Genomic DNA, 15,296 nt, shown 5'->3' on the forward strand with positions numbered 1-15,296 from the left:
ATCGCGAGCTCGTGTACTTCGGCTTGCCGCTTGACTACTGGAACAACTACGTGGGCAATGTGCGTGAGGTGACGTTGGAGCAGGCAACGGCGTCGGCAAATGCCCACCTCAGGCCCGACGCGGCCTTGGTGCTCGTGGTGGGCGACGCGAAGGCCCCCATGATCCAGCGGAACAAGGACGGCAAGGACGTGCCGTTGCTCGATGCTGCGGGCAAGCCGGTTACGCTGCTGGCCTCGCTCAAAGACCTCGCCCGCAGCGTACCCATCGGTGCCGGCAAGGTCGTGGCGCTCGACGCGGACGGCAAGGTCTTGGTGAAGTAGGCGGGGCACCCTTGACTGGCGGCGCTTTGCGCCGAACGCTCGCGTAGCGAGCGCTTGACCCGCAACGAAGTTCCGGGTCAGCGATAAATGTCTCGCCGGTGACCGATCTTGAGGACGATTACGAGGACGCGCTCTTCGATGATGTTGTAGATGATTCGGTAACGGCCGACGCGAATGCGCAGTACGTCGTCGTAGCCCGAGAGCTTCCGGCTGCCCTGTGGTCGCGGGTCTGACTCGAGTCGTTTGAGCGCTGCAGCGATGTGCCGCAGGTCATCGCGGGGTAGCTTGCGCAGCGCTTTTTCGGCCGAGCGCGAGAGCTCGACGCTATAGCAGCTCATCCAGCTTGAGCTCGCGCAGGATATCCTCGAGTGGTCGGGTGGTTTCGGCTCGCAGCGCCTTGAGATCCTCGATATCTTCCAACTCTTCGAGTCGATCGAGCAGAGCGTCTTCGACAAAACGGCTGAGTTTCACGCCGTGGCCCTCACAATAGCGATCGACAGCGCGTTTCACGCGCCTGTCAACGCGTGTGGCGAGCTGAACCTGTCTAGGTTCTGTCATTTGATCTCATGCTAGCATTTACTAGTAGTCGGGCAAGCTTGCGTTGGGGGGCCTTGACGCCCCTCGAGCCACCGATCACCCTTTGGGCTATCTCCTTGAAATAGCGTTGCTATTCCGGCGTCGATTCGATGACTCGAGCGTCGCCAATTGCTCGGCGACTCATGCACGTAATCACGGACACAGGACGCTAGGCTAGTAGCCGTGGATTTGTACGAAGAGCTTGCCAAGCTCGTTGCCAAGCTGGACGAGACGCGGGTGGAGTATGCACTGTGCGGTGCCATGGCGCTGGCCGTGCATGGCGTGCCGCGCGCCACGCAAGACATCGACGTGCTGGTGCCGCCCGAGTCCCTGGACGGGTTTCGCGACGTTGCACGCTACTGCGGCTTCGGGTTCGAGGCGCTGCCCATGACGTTCGAGGCGAGCGGCATCACAATGCACCGCTTCAGCAAGTTGATCGGTGGCCAGCCGTTGATGCTGGATGCCCTCGTGGTCGCCGGAGCTGTCCGAGGTGTATGGGAGAGCCGCATCCGGGTGCCGTTCGAGAGCGGCCGGCTGAGCGTGGTATCGAGACCCGGTCTGATCACGCTGAAGCTGGCTGCTGGTCGGCCCCAGGATCTAGCCGACGTGAAGCGCCTCGAGGAGCTGCACCTTGGTTGACATGACGGCCGAGGCCGTACGCGCTCGAATCCGGCGTGTTGGGATGCTGCTGAGCGAACGTGGCTACGCGCAAAAGGGCGTCGACATGTCGGAGGCTGCAGTTGCCGGGAGGCTACGGATGACGGCAGCGTTGACGAGCTTGTGCTCTCGGCTGGCGCAGCGCGACCCCGCGATGCCTTCAGCGGACGGCAGCGAGGCTTCTGCGTCCATCGGGCGCTGACAGCGCCCGATGGACGAACACTAGGAAACTGGTGCTTTGCCAAGCACCAGTTTCCCTTACATACCCGTCGCGGGGATACGGAACAACAGGATGTCGTCGTCGCGGATGCCCGTGTAGGCCGAGGTCAGGGTCTGGCCGGCGAACTGGATCGTCCCGTTGATGTTGCCGGCGGCCACCACGGCTCCGTCGCGGGGATCGATCGCGAGATCGTTGAAGTTGTCGTCACCGTTGCCCACGATCGATGTTGCCCAGCGCACGTTACCCTCGAGATCGTACTGTGCGATGCCTTGCCCGTCGTCACCGATGCCACCCATCACGGTTATGTTGCCAAACGTAACCGTCTGTTGTATGCGCGCGCCCACGTAAAAGAAGGAGCCAGCCGCGCCTTCGTGCACATGAATGGCGTAGCCGCGGTCGCTGTCGGGGCCGCCAGCCGTCTTGACCCATAGAAGGACCCCGTTCGCATCGTACTTCGCGAAGTAGATGTCGCTCTCATTGCCTGGGGGACCCATCGCCACCATGTGACCGGGGGGAGGGGCGCAGATTGTTGGATCAAGCCCCAGCGGCGCCGGCGGCGGCGGTATATTGGGTAGGGTGGGCATGATGGGGAAGAACGCGCAGCCCTCGAAGGAGCCTGCCACGTAGAGGTTCCCCAGGCTGTCATGGCCCACGCCCTCGCCACGCGTGCGTTTTCCCTCGCCTCCGGGGAGATCCGGGCTTCCGGCATGGGTGGCCCAGAGGATCTCGCCGGTGTGCGCGTAGTGCGCGAGCACCATGTCCGAGCCCCTCCGGAACTGCCCGCTGTAGTCGTGCACGATCACGTCGCCGCCGGCGCGGCCCGTGAAGTGCTCGTCCGCCCCGCCGCTCACGCGCCCTACTATCACAAAGCTCCCGTCCGGTTCGACGGTGGCGCCACGACCGACGGAGTCGTCGCCCGCGCCCCCTGCGTCGTCGAGCCACATCAGCTGCCCTTGCGGCGTGTACTCCGCCACGAACAGATCCCTGTTGCCCTGGGCCGCGATCATCTTCATGTCCGGTCCAACGCCGGCGGTCATCACGCCCTGGAAGTCGCCGGTGACCACGATGTCACCGGTTCCTGGATCGACGGCCACGCCGTAGACGTCCGCCCGATCGTTGCCCATCGCATCGGGCAGGATCGTCGCCGTCTGCGCCCACATCACCGTCCCGTTGGGGTCGTACTCGGCCACGAACATGTCCCGGCCCGGTGAGGTGATCGTGTTGCCTGGGCCAAAGTCCGCCATGCCGCGGAAGTCGCCGCCAGCGATCACGAAGCCTGTCGTCGGGTTGACCGCGACCGACCGGATTTCGCCTTCAGCGCCCATGCCTGCAGCCTGCCGGATCCAGAGCAGATTGCCCTGGGAGTCGTACTTGGCCAGCAGCGGATCCTCGTCTCCACCGGTATTTGCCGGCATTCCGTCGAAGCTGATGTTTCCCAGGGCCGCAAGGTCGAGCCCGTAGCACTGCATGTACTCCATCAGCTGCATCTGTCCCCTGGCTCCGCCGCTGAGACCCCCGTAGCCCACGCCCAGGTAGATGTTGCCCTGCTGGTCGACGGCTACGGCGTTGCCATCGTCGTTGGTGAGGCCGCCGGCGCAGCGGGCCCACATGTTGGGGTCGCGCGGCCCGCTTTCGCTGCAGGCCATTTGTGCCGGTGCGCTGTGATTAGGGCAGGCACCCGTCGGTTGTGCCATGGGCGCCGGCCCGGAGCCGGCGGGATTGTTGCCGCCGCCACAGGCGGCCAAGCCGAATACCGCTGCTGCTGGTGCCATCCAGATAAGTCTGCTCATGCTGTGCCTCACTACGTTGCCCGGGCTGGGATTTGCTTGCCCGGGCTGGGATTTGTTTGCCCGGCTGGGATTGGCCTTTGCCTGGCTGAGTTTGGGCTTGCTGTTTCGCGCGAGAATAGTCGCTTGCCCTCGGCTGACAAGTGGTGACGGCGGATAAAATCGGTCGGCGCGGTGGGTAGACCAATGTACATTAATTCCTCGCGCCACAGCATGCGGTCGCCTTTGTGGGTGCTTATGGCGAAAGGTCCGTACATGTGCTTGAGTCGTACATGTGCTTGAGTCGTACACGTCCCGGCAGTGTTCTTGTCCTGACTAGGCACACGAGCACCGAAGCGAATGCCGCCGCTGTCAACGCCATGCGGCAAGCTCTGGGAAGGTGTAGGCTTCGTACAGGTCCGTGTCCTGTCGTGCTGCGTTCCTTTGGTCTCTTGCGTTGGCGGCTCTGCCGAGCGCATGCGCGCCCTCGTTGGGCGTCGCCGAATCCAGGCCCAAACAGGTTCGGCCACAACGCGGGGAGGCCGTGGCTACGTTTGCCGGCGGGTGCTTCTGGTGCATGGAGCCCCCCTTCGAGGGTCTGGCCGGTGTGCGCTCGGTGCAGTCGGGCTACACGGGCGGCCCTGAGAGCAACCCCAGCTACAAGCAGGTCTCGTCGGGGCGGACTGGCCACACCGAGGCGGTTCAGGTTGTTTTCAGCCCCGAGGTGATCGGCTACGACAGGTTGCTCGCCATCTATTGGCGCAGCCTGGACCCCACGGATGCGGGGGGCCAGTTCGCGGATCGCGGCCGCCAGTACCGCCCCGGCATCTTCTACCACGACGACAGCCAGAAGGCGGCTGCCCTCGCATCCAAACGCAAGCTCGAACAGTCTGGGCGCTTCAAGAAGCCCATCGCGGTCGAGATCACCCGCTACCGAGCATTCTATCCTGCGGAAGACTATCACCAGGACTACTACCGCAAGAACAGCGCGCACTACAAGCGCTACCGCAAGGGGTCCGGTCGTGAGGGTTTCCTGCGGCGCGTCTGGGACAACCAGCCTCCCGTCTCGGGGGTCCGGCGCTATGCCCGGGCAAGCGACAGCGAGCTGCGCAAGCGCCTTACACCGTTACAGTTTCGCGTGACGCGCCAAAACGCTACAGAGCCTCCATTTCGCAACGCCTACTGGGATCACAAGAAGCCCGGCATCTACGTGGACGTGGTGTCGGGTGAGCCGCTCTTCAGCTCCAAGGACAAGTTCAAGTCGGGCACGGGTTGGCCGTCCTTCACCAGGCCGCTGCGGGAGCACAACATCGTGCGCAAAGCCGACACGTCGCATGGCATGCGGCGCACCGAGATCCGCTCCAAGCACGCCGACTCCCATCTCGGGCACGTGTTCAAAGACGGCCCGCCGCCCACCGGCCTGCGCTATTGCATCAACTCCGCGTCCCTGCGCTTCGTTCCCCTGGACAGGCTCGAGGCAGAAGGCTACCGGCACCTGAAGCCTTAGCCTTCGCCACAAAATGGCTTGTGCAGATCGGGAGAACCCCGAGGCCCTGCCAAGGATCCGGGCCGAGCTCGAACCGGGCCCGGGCAAGCCGCTCGTCTCGCAGGGGGCGGCCGGAAACAGAAGTTCCACGTCAGGCAGTAGTCACAAGAACTGAATTCTGGCACCCTCGACCGCCGCCGGACGGACGCGGTGCCAGGAGAGCCGCGTTCGTGCCGAGCCTGGAATATCTTCAAGGTGCGTTCCTTCATCGCCAGTTTTACGGTCATGCGCGGCTCGCCGCGCGAGCTGTGGATCATCTACCTGACCAAGATCCTCGAGATCGTGGCCTACGGGCTGATGAACACCACCCTGGTATTGTGGCTGTCCTCGGACCTTGGTTTCTCGGACGCCGAGGCCGGCGACACCGTCGCCATCTGGTCGACCCTGATGACCCTGGCAACGGTGCTGGTCGGCTCGCTGGTCGACTCGATAGGAATCAAGAAATCATTCCTGTTTGGTTTCTGGCTTTGTTTGCTTTCCCGCGCCATGATGACCGGCACGGCCAATGTCTGGATGGCGCTTGTCTTGGGGATGCTTCCGATGGCGGTGGGCCATGCCATGATGGTCCCCGTCATGAATGCTGCGCTCAAGATCTATTCGACGGTCCGGCAGCGCACCATGGCCTTTGCGCTCTTTTACACGATGATGAACGTGGGGTTTGCCATTGCGGGTTGGGTGTTTGACTTCGTGCGCGCGGAACTGGGCGAGTACGGGACCCAGACACTTCTGGGCATGGAGCTTTCGACCTATCGGGTGCTGTTCTTCTGGGCCACGGTAGCGACGCTGCCCGGCTTGCTGATCACCTGGTTTTTCATGCGCGACGGCGTAGAAGCCACCGAGGAGGGAATCCAGATTCGTGCGCAGCAGCCGAGGTACAGGGATTCCGGCCTGCTGATGGGGACTGCGCTGAGCATCCGCGACGCGGCACAGGGTACGATCAGCAAGTTCGTCAGCGTCTGGCGCCAGTCGAACTTCTATCGTTTCCTGGCGTTCCTCACGCTGGTCACGATGATCCGTGTCGTGTTCTTTCATATGCACTACACCTTCCCGAAGTACGGCATCCGCGAGCTCGGGGAGGGTGCACCCGTCGGGCAGCTATGGGGCGTGCTCAATCCCGTGATCATCGTGTTGCTGACGCCGATCGTGGGCGCTCTCACGGGCGGCATGCGCGCCTACTCGATGATCGCAGTAGGCAGCTCGGCGGCTGCGCTGCCGGTCTTCTTCTTGGCCATGCCGCGAGAGTGGTTTCAGGGCCTGGCGGACGGCTGGCCGGGGCACCTGATCGCGCACCAGTGGTTGGGCGTCGAGGGTCCGGTCAATCCCCTGTACGTCTCGATCGCTATCTTTGTGGTTCTGTTCTCGATCGGTGAGGCGATCTGGTCCCCGCGCCTCTACGAATATACGGCTGCCATCGCGCCCAAGGGACAGGAGGGCAGCTACATGGCGCTGTCGGTGCTTCCGTACTTCGTGGCCAAGCTGTTCGTCGGCATGCTGTCTGGCCGGCTGCTGGAGGCCTACTGCCCGGCGGAAGGACCGCGCAACTCCGAGATGTTGTGGCTGGTCATCGCGCTGATGGCGCTCATCTGCCCCATCGGCATCTTGGTGTTCCGCAAGCACATACGTGCCGAGGAGGCCGGGCGGGACGACGAGGCAGTGCAGGGGTAGGGGGTGCTACCGCGGCTCAAAGCTCGAGCAGCGAGGTCAGCTTGACCAGGAAAAGATAGGCTGGACGTTGTGTATTCAGCGGCGTCACATTGATGATCGTGCTGTTCTCCTCGCTGGAACCGCTGTGGTTGCGCGTCATGACCAGATACAGGTTGCTGCCCGGCGAGTACTCCCAGCGCAGGAAGGCATTGACGATCAGCAGGGTCTCATTGCTGTGGTGGCGTCCGAACCGGGGTTGCTCGATCACCTGATCGAGCAGCACTCGCCTGGCGCTCGCCGGGCTCGTGGTCGCGTTGTAGCGATCGATGCCCGCTCCCAGCAGCTGGCCATAGAGCTGTAGCTCGAGACGGGGCGTGATCGTGTAGTTGACGCGGGTCAGCAGGCCGAGCGCCCTGGCGTCGAGGCGAGCAAAGCGGCGCAGCTCGTGCTCCAAATCCGCCTCGAGCCAGCGCAGCTCCCCCACGTCGTAGGTCCCGTTGATGCCGAGCCGAAGCTGCAGCGAACCGAAGGCCGCGACGTCGACGTTGAGCGTTGCGGTTGCGAGCCAGCCGTTGTGCAGCCAGCCGCCCGTAGTGCGCAGCTTGACCACGCCGTCGAGCTCGCCAACTACCTTGCGGCGGTGATCGGTGGTGATGATCTGCTCCCAGCCCACCAGGGCCGAACGCTGCACCAGCGTGCCGTCCCGCGCCTCGCGGTTGTCGAGATGGCGCGGCCGGTAGTGCAGCTCGGTAAAGCTCTGCCAGAAATTCTTCCACTTGGCCCGATAGTTGGCCTGGTAGCCGACCCCGGCGTTGAAACCCTCGAGGGTTATCTTGCGCCACAGCTCGACCTGCCAGCGATCCTCGAGCACGAGGCCACGCGGCACCAGGTCTTGCAGGGCGACGTGCATCCTGAGGTGGTGGCGGTTGGGCACCGGTAGGTAGCCCGTAGCGTTCCAGTCCGCGTCGCGGCCGCGCCACTCGTAGTTGATCCAGCCGATCACGCGACCGCCGGTCTTCTTGAGCTGGACACGCGCCGCCCCGCCGAGGTCGCCGGAAGACAGCACGTTGCCATCCAACTGGGTGCGGGGTGTACCCGCATAGCGGTAGGTGCCCACGATCTGCGCGACGGCTTGCAGCCGACCATCCCGGCTGCGGGCAAGCATATCGGCGGCCACCAGGTAGCTGTCATGGAAGCAGCGTCCGGCCACGGGTTGTTGAGCATCCGGACAGCTGGGCCATGGAGCCTCGAGGCCGCTTTCGAGCGCGTTGCGGCTACCCGCCAGCAGCCCAACATAACCGGCGTACGGCAGATCGAAGGTCCCGCGAAGCAACGTATAGGCGTACCTCGGCACTACCTGCTGGCGAGCCACCAAGCCCGTGTCCGGGACGGCGACCCGGACGTAGCGCTTCCCGGTGAGCGCCACCAATGTGCCCAGCGCGCCGCGCTCACCCGCGCGAGCAAGCAGCTTGCTGGCCATGAGCACGCGGGCCGGCGACCCGGTATCAAGCACGGTTCCCGCTGTAGTTCCGGTCAGCGATCCGATACGCCGAGAGTAGAACACATCGAGCGGCGTGGTGAACAGATCGACACCTTCCTGAAAGAAGGGGCGCTTCTCTGGAAACTGCACCTCGGTGGTCTTCAAGTTGAAGACCGCGGTGTCCGCCTCCACCGTGCCGAAGTCAGGCAGCAGGGTCGCATCGAGCAGGCTATCGGGAGCGAAGCGGAACTTCAGATTGGTTCCGTAGCGCAGGCCGGGCGCGAACCCCGACTCGTGGTCGCTTTGCAGGGTCGGTGAAACATAAGGCAGCACGTCTGCGGTCAAGCGAAAGCTCTGCAGCTCCAGGCCCCGGACCGGCGTGTAACGGCGGACCTCTTGGCTGTTGTCGCGCGGCGTGCGTGCCCATTCGTCCGTTTCGGCAAGTGCGGAAATGTAGCGACGCACCTGCATCCTGACCGGGCCGCTGGAATCGGCGGGTCGGCGCAAGACCCGGAGCGGGATCGCGGTCTCCACGGTCCAACCGTCGGGATCGCGGCTGACGGCGGAGATCCAGTTCGCGTCCCACTGCAGGTCGAGCGTCGTGTCGTTGTAACGGATCCCGTCCACCATGCTGCCGCCGGCCGTGATCTCGAAATGGAAGGCATCCTTACCGCGGCCCCTGCTGTCGATGTCGATGATGACGCGGTCGGACTCGATGTCGCGGTCACGGCGCGTGCGCCGAGCCACGATCGGCACCTTCTGCTCGCAGCGGACGCCAATGTAGATGGCATCGGGACCCGCCAGTACGCGAAAGCTCGTGGGCTGCGTGACGGGCCCGTTCACGACCGGCGATTTCTGGCGCCGCAGCTGGTGCTCGGGCGCGGCGCTCCACGCGGACTCACGCAGCTTCCCGTCCACCGAGATCGGGCTGCTCGTCGAGGCCGCATGCACTGCTCGGGCAGGCACAGCCCCGGGAAGCAAGAACAGCGCGAACAGGAGGTACATTGCGTCAGGCAGTAGGGGAAGGGTCAGCCTTGGTGCCGGTCCCAGGCGCTTGCAAGATCAGCGAACTGTTCCACAGAGAGTGTCTCGCCGCGCTGTTCGCCCGATAGGCCGGCAGCGCTCAGCACACCGTCCACGAGCTGCCGTTCGCCACCCGGGAGGCGCAACAGCGAATTGCGCAAGATCTTCCTGCGAGAAGAGAACGCGGCTCGCACCACCAAGCGAAACGCTTCGGTTTCCAGGGCCCGCGGCGTCTCGTGCGGTGTCAGCGAGACGAGCGCGCTGCCTACCTGCGGGCGGGGGAAGAAAGCACCCGGCCGCACCAAACGCACGCTGCGCACGCTGTACGCTGCACCGATGAACACCGTGAGCGCTCCGTAGCTGGGCGTACCCGGTTCCGCCAGCAACCGGTCTCCCACTTCGCGCTGAAGCATGACGGCGCACCGGGATACGTGCCTCGAGTTGGCCACCAAGTTGCGCAGAATCGCACCGCCGATGGCATACGGAAGATTGCCCACCACGCACGGCTTGTGGTCCAGCGGACTCGTCAAGGCAGCGAAATCCAGCGTGGCCGCATCTTCCCGGACCAGCCGCAGCCGCTGGTGGCCTTCGAGCTCCTGTCCCAGGACATGCAGCATGTCGCGGTCGCGCTCTACGGCGATTACGTGGGCTCCCGTTGCGAGCAGGAATCTCGTGAGGGTGCCTAGCCCTGCGCCAAGCTCGACCACGGTTTCGTGCGGCTCCGGGGCGACGGCGCCCGCGATCGCTTGGTGTACCGGCCGCGAGATCAGGAAGTTCTGTGAAAAGCGTCGCTTCGGGGTCAGTCCGTAGCGCTCCAACACCCGTCGGGGATCGCGAAAGCACGCGTCGGTTCCAGGATTGTCGACCGGATGTGAGCTCATGCCACGCGTCGCATCTGGTGTGCCCGTGTCACTATGCGACCTGGAAGGTCGCCCCGCCGGGTTACAACAGCCGGAAAGCCGTGGCGCCCGAAGAGCTTACTGGCCTGGCGCACACGGCGCGCTTCCTGCAAACCATACACGTAGTGCAGGTCACGCTCGCGCTGGTTGCGTGCCTCCGCCGCAAACGAAACCGCATCCGGCACGAGCGCGCACACGCGGTGTGCATGAGCTCTGAGCAGAGAGAGGGTTGGCCCCAGGTCGGTCTGATCCGCGGCACCATCGAGGTCGGAGATCAGCAGGATGGAGCGAGGCTGCCGAAGCGTCCCGGCTGCCAGGCGCAGCGCGCTCGACAGCGCCTGCGCCTTGGTCGTGCCCGATGGCGCTGCACGGTAGCGCAGTGCGATGCCACGCAGCTGGCAGAAGCGCCGCAAAGTCGAATCCTCCTCATGCTCTGTTTGCACGGCTTGCACGGCTGGCCCCGGCTGGCCTCTCAGGGCGCGCTCCGCGTACGCCACCAGTCCAGCACGATCCCAGACACCAGCACCTCGGCGTGCGAAGTCGAGCCCGTCCTGACGGCGTGCGTACGCTCCCACCAACTCCAAGACCTCGTCCAAGGTCGGCTGCGTCAGATCGGCGTCCGCGGCGTCGACGGCTGTAAGCAGTGCGTCGTAGACGCGCAACGTCTGTTGAGCCCCGTCGTTGGCAGGCACGTGCGACACGATCCGTCCATCCACGCACAGCAAGCCGACGCGGTCGCCGCGGTCGAGCGACCTGCAAACCTCGGCGGCCGCAAGCTCGACTCCATGGTCGAGCTTGCGCGAGCCCACCTCGCCGCCCCGCATGCTGCCGCTTACGTCGAGCACCACGTACGCGGTCTCCTGCACTTCGCGCTCCACCTCCCTGACCATCAGCTTGCCCAAGCGGGCGCTCGCTTTCCAGGCGATGGCCTTGAAAGGGTCTCCGGGTTGCAGCTCGCGTAGCTCGCGCAGCTCCGCGCCTCCGCTCTGGCGCTGGCGAAGCGCCTGACCGCTGCGTTCTACCGGCAGGCCGCCTACCATGGCGACGGCGGTGCTGCGCGCCGTGCTGACGCGCGGCAAGACCTTGATGGCCAGCGGATTGGGAAAGTACATCGGTGCCTGAAAAAGCCCGAGCGACGCGGGTGAGCGCACCGAGAGCCCCTGCAGCACGAGACGTCCCACGGCCGGCGCGACAAACGTGAAGGCGAACTCGGTACGTGAGCGTGGCACGAGACGGATGCTGTCGGGCTCCGGGTCGAGCACCCGCACGCCGGCCGGCAGCACGGGTCGCAGGCGAGCCAGCTCGAAGCCTCGCTTGCCGTGAACGCGGAGGTAGCAGCGTACGAGGAAAGGCACGCCAGGCACGACTGCGCCAAGCCGCGTCCCCGGTGTGCTGTGGTCGAGCCACCAGGCGAACTCGAGCCGTTCGCGTCGCATGCGTCGGCCAGCGCCCGTGGCCAGTGCGAGCGCACCGGCGAGCCCGATCAGAGGCGCGGCCGCCAACACCACGACGGTGGGGGAGTTTGCTGCGATGGCCAGCGCGAACATGGCAGCACAGCCGCTGAACGCGGCCACGGCGGATGGGGTAGCGATCGGCCACACGGATTCAGGGCTCGTTGGTTCGGTGAGTTCGGAGAGCCACTTGATCCGTGGCTTTGCGCACGATCGCCTGCGGGTCGGCGCCCTCCATCTGTCCTTCCGGCGTCAGTACGATTCGATGGGCCAGGACCGTGGGCGCCAGGTGTTTCACGTCGTCGGGCAGCACATAGCTGCGCCCGGACAGCAGGGCCCGAGCGCGCGCAGCTTGTGCGAGCGCCAAGGAACCCCGCGGCGAGGCTCCAAGGAACACGTCTGGATGTTGGCGCGTGAACGTTGACAGCCGTACGACATAGTCGAGCACCTGGGGCTCGACGTGCACCGTGGCAACCAGCTCCTGCATGGCAAGAACCTCGTCGGGGGTGAGCAGGGCGTTGGCTTGCGGCGTGCTCTGGGTGAAACGTTGCAGTATTTGGCGTTCCTCGCTCGGGCTGGGGTAGCCCACGGACAGGCGTAGCAGGAAGCGGTCGACTTGCGCCTCCGGCAGAGGGTACGTGCCCGCCTGCTCAACCGGGTTCTGGGTGGCTAGCAGCACGAACGGCGTCGGCAGACTGCGCGTCTCGCCTTCTATGGTCACCTGTCCTTCCTGCATGGCCTCGAGCAGGGCGCTCTGCGTCTTGGCAGGGGCGCGGTTGATCTCGTCGGCAAGGACCACATGGGCGAAGATGGGCCCCTCTCGCAGCTTGAACGTCCCCTCGGCGGGTGACAGCACGTAGGTGCCGGTGATGTCGGCGGGCAGCAGGTCGGGCGTGAACTGAACCCGCCTGAAGCGGCAGCCCAGGGTGGTGGCGAAGGCCTTCGCGAGCGTGGTCTTCGCTACACCGGGAACGCCTTCGACGAGGATGTGGCCACGTCCGAGCACGGCCACCATCAGCAGCTCAGCCAGGTGACGGGGGCCGACGAACACGCGCCCGACTTCGTCCATGACCGCCGCAGCCCGCTCGGCAATACGGGCCAAGCGCGCATCTTCGATCGTGGAGGGTCTCATTTGGCTCGGCCTTGGTCTTCAAGCCATCCCAGGAGGCGTCTGCTCGTGGCCACCATGCCCTGCAGTCGGGTCGCGCCTATCCGGGGACCGGCAACGCTCTCGCGCTGAAGGCTTTCCAACTCTAACAGAAGCTCCTCGACGCTTCGAACGTCGTGGGGGCTCGCACCAAGGCGGCCCAGCGTCGCGGAGACCTCGTGGGGCGCTGGCACCTGCGGTGTTCCAAGCAGACGCCGCAGCTCAGCGTCAAGCTCGACCTTGAGGGCGAGCGCCGGCGCCGCGAGCGAGGTCTTGACGCTGCCAAACAGCGCTACGCGACCGCTGAAGCCCCCGCCCACCGGAGCGGCCAGCGGTGGCCCGGCGCCCTCGTAGGGGGACGAACGGGGAAGAAGCGCCGCGCAGCCGATCAGCGTTACGCCTGCAAGCAGTGCTGCGAGCAGACGCACCAGCGGCGGGTCCGGGACGAACCGCTGGATTCGCTGCAGCGAGAGCTCGAGGTTTCGCAGCGCTCCCGCGGCACCCATCCCGGCCGCATCGCCGTGCAAGTGCGTGCCTGCGGAGGCGACGAAGAGCCGCCCGCCGTCCCTGGAGAGGTAGCGCGCGAGATTGCTGGCGAACTGTCGGTTGCCTCGGAACTGCAGCATGTTGTTGATCAGCACACTGGAATCCGCGATGACCACGAGTCGACCTTCGCCAACGGCTCCCGCGATGACCAGGGCGCTGTGGCGTTCTGCAAAGCCAAACAGCGGGCGCAGCTCGGGGTGGTGAACGACTTGGGGGTGGTTGGTAACGAGGGCCTGGACCTGCCATGTCAGCGGGTGAGGGAGTCGAGGTTCCGCGATGAGCAGATTGTGGTTGCCGCGCAGGAGCTGCCCTTGCACGCGGCTACCGGGCGGGTGCCGGCCGATCTGCAGCGCGGCGAGCAGCGTGTTGCCGCTGCCGAAATCGTCCGCAAGCCCGATTCGGCCACCCGCCCTCAGGAACGACGTCAGGCTGCGCACGGGTAGCGGCGCGGTGGGGTGGACGATGAGGATAGCGTCGGATGGGCGCAGATCGCCGACGCGCAGCTGTTGGGGTGTCGAGACCGCGAGCTGCTCCGACCTCGCCAGCGCGACGAGCTCTGCCAAGCCGTTCCACGCCCAGCTGGTCGGGTCAAAGTCGGTTTGCGCGCGCGCAGTTCCTGCCGCCAGGTTGAGGCAGACCCCCACCAGACAGGTGGCACACCGCCCTATATGTACCGCCGTCAGAACCCGGGCTCGGTCAGGCACCACTGACATTGTGTTCCACATCAACGCGCTGGCTGGGCGGGTCTTGTGTTGCCCGCGGATTCCTAAGCAGCTTCGCAAGCTGCACGGCCGGTTTCGACCAGTTATTTTGGGACGGGCCCTAACGATCCGGTAGCAAGGGCCGACTGGTCGTAAGGAGGAGTTTGACCCGCTTACAAGTTCTGATAGCGTATTACAGGTAGGATCGATGCCATGCTGCCACCGTTCATCATCGAGCAGATCCGAAAACGGGAAGAGAAGGCGCCGCCGGCCCACCCCTTCCTGGAGCTGCCGCTGCCGGTTCCTCTGGTGCCCGAGGAGAGCGACAGCAGCGACGACGGCGAGGGCACTGTGACTATCGTGGATCCTGGTGACTCTGTCACGGACTTCACCATCACACAGATTTGATCTTCCGCTGCTGATCTTCCGATCCAGGGCCGCTAGCCTCGGGTAATCTCGTTCCAGCCGCGCTGCAGCTCTTCCAGGGCAAAGCCTGCTCCATCAGCGAAGATTCCCGTGGTCTCGCGCACGGCCAGCAGGTACACGCGCGAGCCGGCGACAGCCACGAACTCGCCGCTCACCTCGACGGAGAGGCGGCTGGCAAGATAAGCGTTGACCGGCGCCACGTGCGTAGCGCTCAGGGAGTCAGCGCCGATGCCCTTGAACACCGGATTGTTCTCGGTAAGGCGGGTGCGTGCCAGGGGCGCGACGGTGTTGACCCGAATCCCTTGGCGCCGCAGCTCCATGGCGGCGGAACGGGCGAACCCCATCAATCCAGCGAAGGCAGCAGTCAAGCTGCTCTGGTGCGGGCTGCCAAACAAGGCGCTGGCACCGGCGCTCAGAACGATCGATCCTCCGTTTCCCTGGCGCGCCATCGTTTGGGCGCCGGCGCGCGTGAGCCGGATGCTGGATCGCAGCTGCACGTTCATGACGGCGTCCAGGTCGTCGTCCGACATCCGGAGCAGTTGCCGGTTGCGTGCAACCCCCGCGCACGCGATCACAGCGTCCAGGCGCCCGAACTCGTCCATGGCTCTCTCTGTCAGGCGCCTGGGCCCCTCGCGCCCCGAAACGTCCTCGTGGCTGGCAACAGCCACTCCGCCCAGCGCGACGATCTCGTTGGCAACACGATCCGAGACGCTGCTGTCCGCGCCCCGACCGGCAGCGTCGCAGCCAAGGTCGTCGGCGAGGACACGAGCGCCTTCCCTCCCGCACAGCAATGCCGTGGCACGGCCGATGCCTCGGCCGGCGCCGGTAACGATAACGACCTGCTCGTCAAGGCAACCCATGCAGGGTTCCACAACCCGCCATCTGTAACACAAA

General features: G+C 65.2%; 16 protein-coding genes. 6 read left to right on the forward strand and 10 right to left on the reverse strand.

Annotation, left to right across the window (positions count from 1 at the left end):
* A partial coding sequence (locus tag MJD61_12630) for a hypothetical protein (protein MCG8556112.1) occupies positions 1-320 on the forward strand: 320 nt, incomplete at its 5' end.
* A 77-nt stretch (positions 321-397) separates the two neighbouring features.
* Here MJD61_12630 and MJD61_12635 read toward each other — a convergent pair.
* Entirely contained in the window at positions 398-658 is a 261-nt protein-coding gene (locus MJD61_12635; GenBank protein MCG8556113.1) for a type II toxin-antitoxin system RelE/ParE family toxin, read from the reverse strand.
* Entirely contained in the window at positions 645-878 is a 234-nt protein-coding gene (locus MJD61_12640) for a hypothetical protein (protein MCG8556114.1), read from the reverse strand. The genes MJD61_12635 and MJD61_12640 overlap by 14 nt, the downstream gene beginning before the upstream one ends.
* A gap of 201 nt (positions 879-1,079) precedes the next feature.
* On the opposite strand from MJD61_12640, the gene MJD61_12645 reads away from it, so the two are divergent.
* Both MJD61_12645 and MJD61_12650 read left to right on the forward strand, forming a co-directional pair.
* Positions 1,080-1,535: a nucleotidyl transferase AbiEii/AbiGii toxin family protein gene (locus MJD61_12645; GenBank protein ID MCG8556115.1), complete on the forward strand. Its 456-nt coding sequence runs from the start codon at positions 1,080-1,082 to the stop codon at positions 1,533-1,535.
* Positions 1,528-1,755: a hypothetical protein gene (locus tag MJD61_12650; GenBank protein MCG8556116.1), complete on the forward strand. Its 228-nt coding sequence runs from the start codon at positions 1,528-1,530 to the stop codon at positions 1,753-1,755. Before MJD61_12645 ends, MJD61_12650 begins: the two co-directional genes overlap by 8 nt.
* Positions 1,756-1,811: 56 nt before the next feature.
* On the opposite strand, the gene MJD61_12655 is transcribed toward MJD61_12650, so the two are convergent.
* Positions 1,812-3,563, reverse strand: coding sequence for a hypothetical protein (locus tag MJD61_12655; protein MCG8556117.1), 1,752 nt, complete (start codon positions 3,561-3,563; stop codon positions 1,812-1,814).
* A gap of 348 nt (positions 3,564-3,911) precedes the next feature.
* Positions 3,912-4,118 carry a hypothetical protein gene (locus MJD61_12660; GenBank protein ID MCG8556118.1) on the reverse strand — a complete coding sequence of 69 codons (207 nt, stop codon included), beginning with the start codon at positions 4,116-4,118 and terminating at the stop codon, positions 3,912-3,914.
* Here MJD61_12660 and msrB point away from each other — a divergent pair.
* The gene (gene msrB / locus MJD61_12665) at positions 4,117-5,046 is read left to right on the forward strand and encodes a peptide-methionine (R)-S-oxide reductase MsrB (GenBank protein MCG8556119.1); all 930 of its coding nucleotides are present in this window, start codon (positions 4,117-4,119) and stop codon (positions 5,044-5,046) included. The genes MJD61_12660 and msrB overlap by 2 nt on opposite strands.
* Before the next feature lie 234 nt (positions 5,047-5,280).
* Entirely contained in the window at positions 5,281-6,750 is a 1,470-nt protein-coding gene (locus MJD61_12670; GenBank protein ID MCG8556120.1) for an MFS transporter, read from the forward strand.
* A 16-nt stretch (positions 6,751-6,766) separates the two neighbouring features.
* Here the strand turns inward: MJD61_12670 and MJD61_12675 are convergent, their stop codons facing one another.
* Genes MJD61_12675 through MJD61_12695 form a run of 5 tightly spaced genes read right to left on the reverse strand, consistent with a single transcriptional unit; the run spans position 6,767 to position 13,838 of the window.
* On the reverse strand, positions 6,767-9,214 hold the full coding sequence (locus MJD61_12675) for a carbohydrate binding family 9 domain-containing protein (GenBank protein MCG8556121.1): 2,448 nt from the start codon (positions 9,212-9,214) through the stop codon (positions 6,767-6,769).
* Positions 9,215-9,237: 23 nt separating this feature from the next.
* On the reverse strand, positions 9,238-10,113 hold the full coding sequence (gene rsmA, locus MJD61_12680) for a 16S rRNA (adenine(1518)-N(6)/adenine(1519)-N(6))-dimethyltransferase RsmA (protein MCG8556122.1): 876 nt from the start codon (positions 10,111-10,113) through the stop codon (positions 9,238-9,240).
* Complete coding sequence (locus tag MJD61_12685) at positions 10,110-11,732, reverse strand: DUF58 domain-containing protein (GenBank protein ID MCG8556123.1); 1,623 nt, start codon at positions 11,730-11,732, stop codon at positions 10,110-10,112. The genes rsmA and MJD61_12685 overlap by 4 nt, the downstream gene beginning before the upstream one ends.
* A 4-nt stretch (positions 11,733-11,736) precedes the next feature.
* A complete protein-coding gene (locus tag MJD61_12690; GenBank protein ID MCG8556124.1) occupies positions 11,737-12,714 on the reverse strand; it encodes a MoxR family ATPase in 978 nt (325 codons plus the stop codon).
* Positions 12,711-13,838, reverse strand: coding sequence for a hypothetical protein (locus MJD61_12695; GenBank protein ID MCG8556125.1), 1,128 nt, complete (start codon positions 13,836-13,838; stop codon positions 12,711-12,713). The genes MJD61_12690 and MJD61_12695 overlap by 4 nt, the downstream gene beginning before the upstream one ends.
* 351 nt (positions 13,839-14,189) lie before the next feature.
* On the opposite strand from MJD61_12695, the gene MJD61_12700 reads away from it, so the two are divergent.
* A complete protein-coding gene (locus MJD61_12700) occupies positions 14,190-14,384 on the forward strand; it encodes a hypothetical protein (GenBank protein ID MCG8556126.1) in 195 nt (64 codons plus the stop codon).
* A 32-nt stretch (positions 14,385-14,416) separates the two neighbouring features.
* On the opposite strand, the gene MJD61_12705 is transcribed toward MJD61_12700, so the two are convergent.
* On the reverse strand, positions 14,417-15,262 hold the full coding sequence (locus MJD61_12705) for an SDR family NAD(P)-dependent oxidoreductase (protein MCG8556127.1): 846 nt from the start codon (positions 15,260-15,262) through the stop codon (positions 14,417-14,419).
* Positions 15,263-15,296: the final 34 nt, after the last annotated feature.

Source organism: Pseudomonadota bacterium (genome assembly GCA_022361155.1).
Taxonomy (GTDB): Bacteria; Myxococcota_A; Polyangia; order Polyangiales; family JAKSBK01; genus JAKSBK01.

What these genes read in the sequence shown, in the direction of transcription:
- MJD61_12640 (MCG8556114.1), bottom strand. Translation starts at nt 878, where the DNA reads ATGACAGAACCTAGACAGGTTCAGCTCGCCACACGCGTTGACAGGCGC.
- rsmA (MCG8556122.1), bottom strand. Translation starts at nt 10,113, where the DNA reads ATGAGCTCACATCCGGTCGACAATCCTGGAACCGACGCGTGCTTTCGC.
- MJD61_12690 (MCG8556124.1), bottom strand. Translation starts at nt 12,714, where the DNA reads ATGAGACCCTCCACGATCGAAGATGCGCGCTTGGCCCGTATTGCCGAG.
- msrB (MCG8556119.1), top strand. Translation starts at nt 4,117, where the DNA reads ATGGAGCCCCCCTTCGAGGGTCTGGCCGGTGTGCGCTCGGTGCAGTCG.
- MJD61_12700 (MCG8556126.1), top strand. Translation starts at nt 14,190, where the DNA reads ATGCTGCCACCGTTCATCATCGAGCAGATCCGAAAACGGGAAGAGAAG.
- MJD61_12675 (MCG8556121.1), bottom strand. Translation starts at nt 9,214, where the DNA reads ATGTACCTCCTGTTCGCGCTGTTCTTGCTTCCCGGGGCTGTGCCTGCC.
- MJD61_12655 (MCG8556117.1), bottom strand. Translation starts at nt 3,563, where the DNA reads ATGAGCAGACTTATCTGGATGGCACCAGCAGCAGCGGTATTCGGCTTG.
- MJD61_12705 (MCG8556127.1), bottom strand. Translation starts at nt 15,262, where the DNA reads ATGGGTTGCCTTGACGAGCAGGTCGTTATCGTTACCGGCGCCGGCCGA.
- MJD61_12660 (MCG8556118.1), bottom strand. Translation starts at nt 4,118, where the DNA reads ATGCACCAGAAGCACCCGCCGGCAAACGTAGCCACGGCCTCCCCGCGT.
- MJD61_12635 (MCG8556113.1), bottom strand. Translation starts at nt 658, where the DNA reads ATGAGCTGCTATAGCGTCGAGCTCTCGCGCTCGGCCGAAAAAGCGCTG.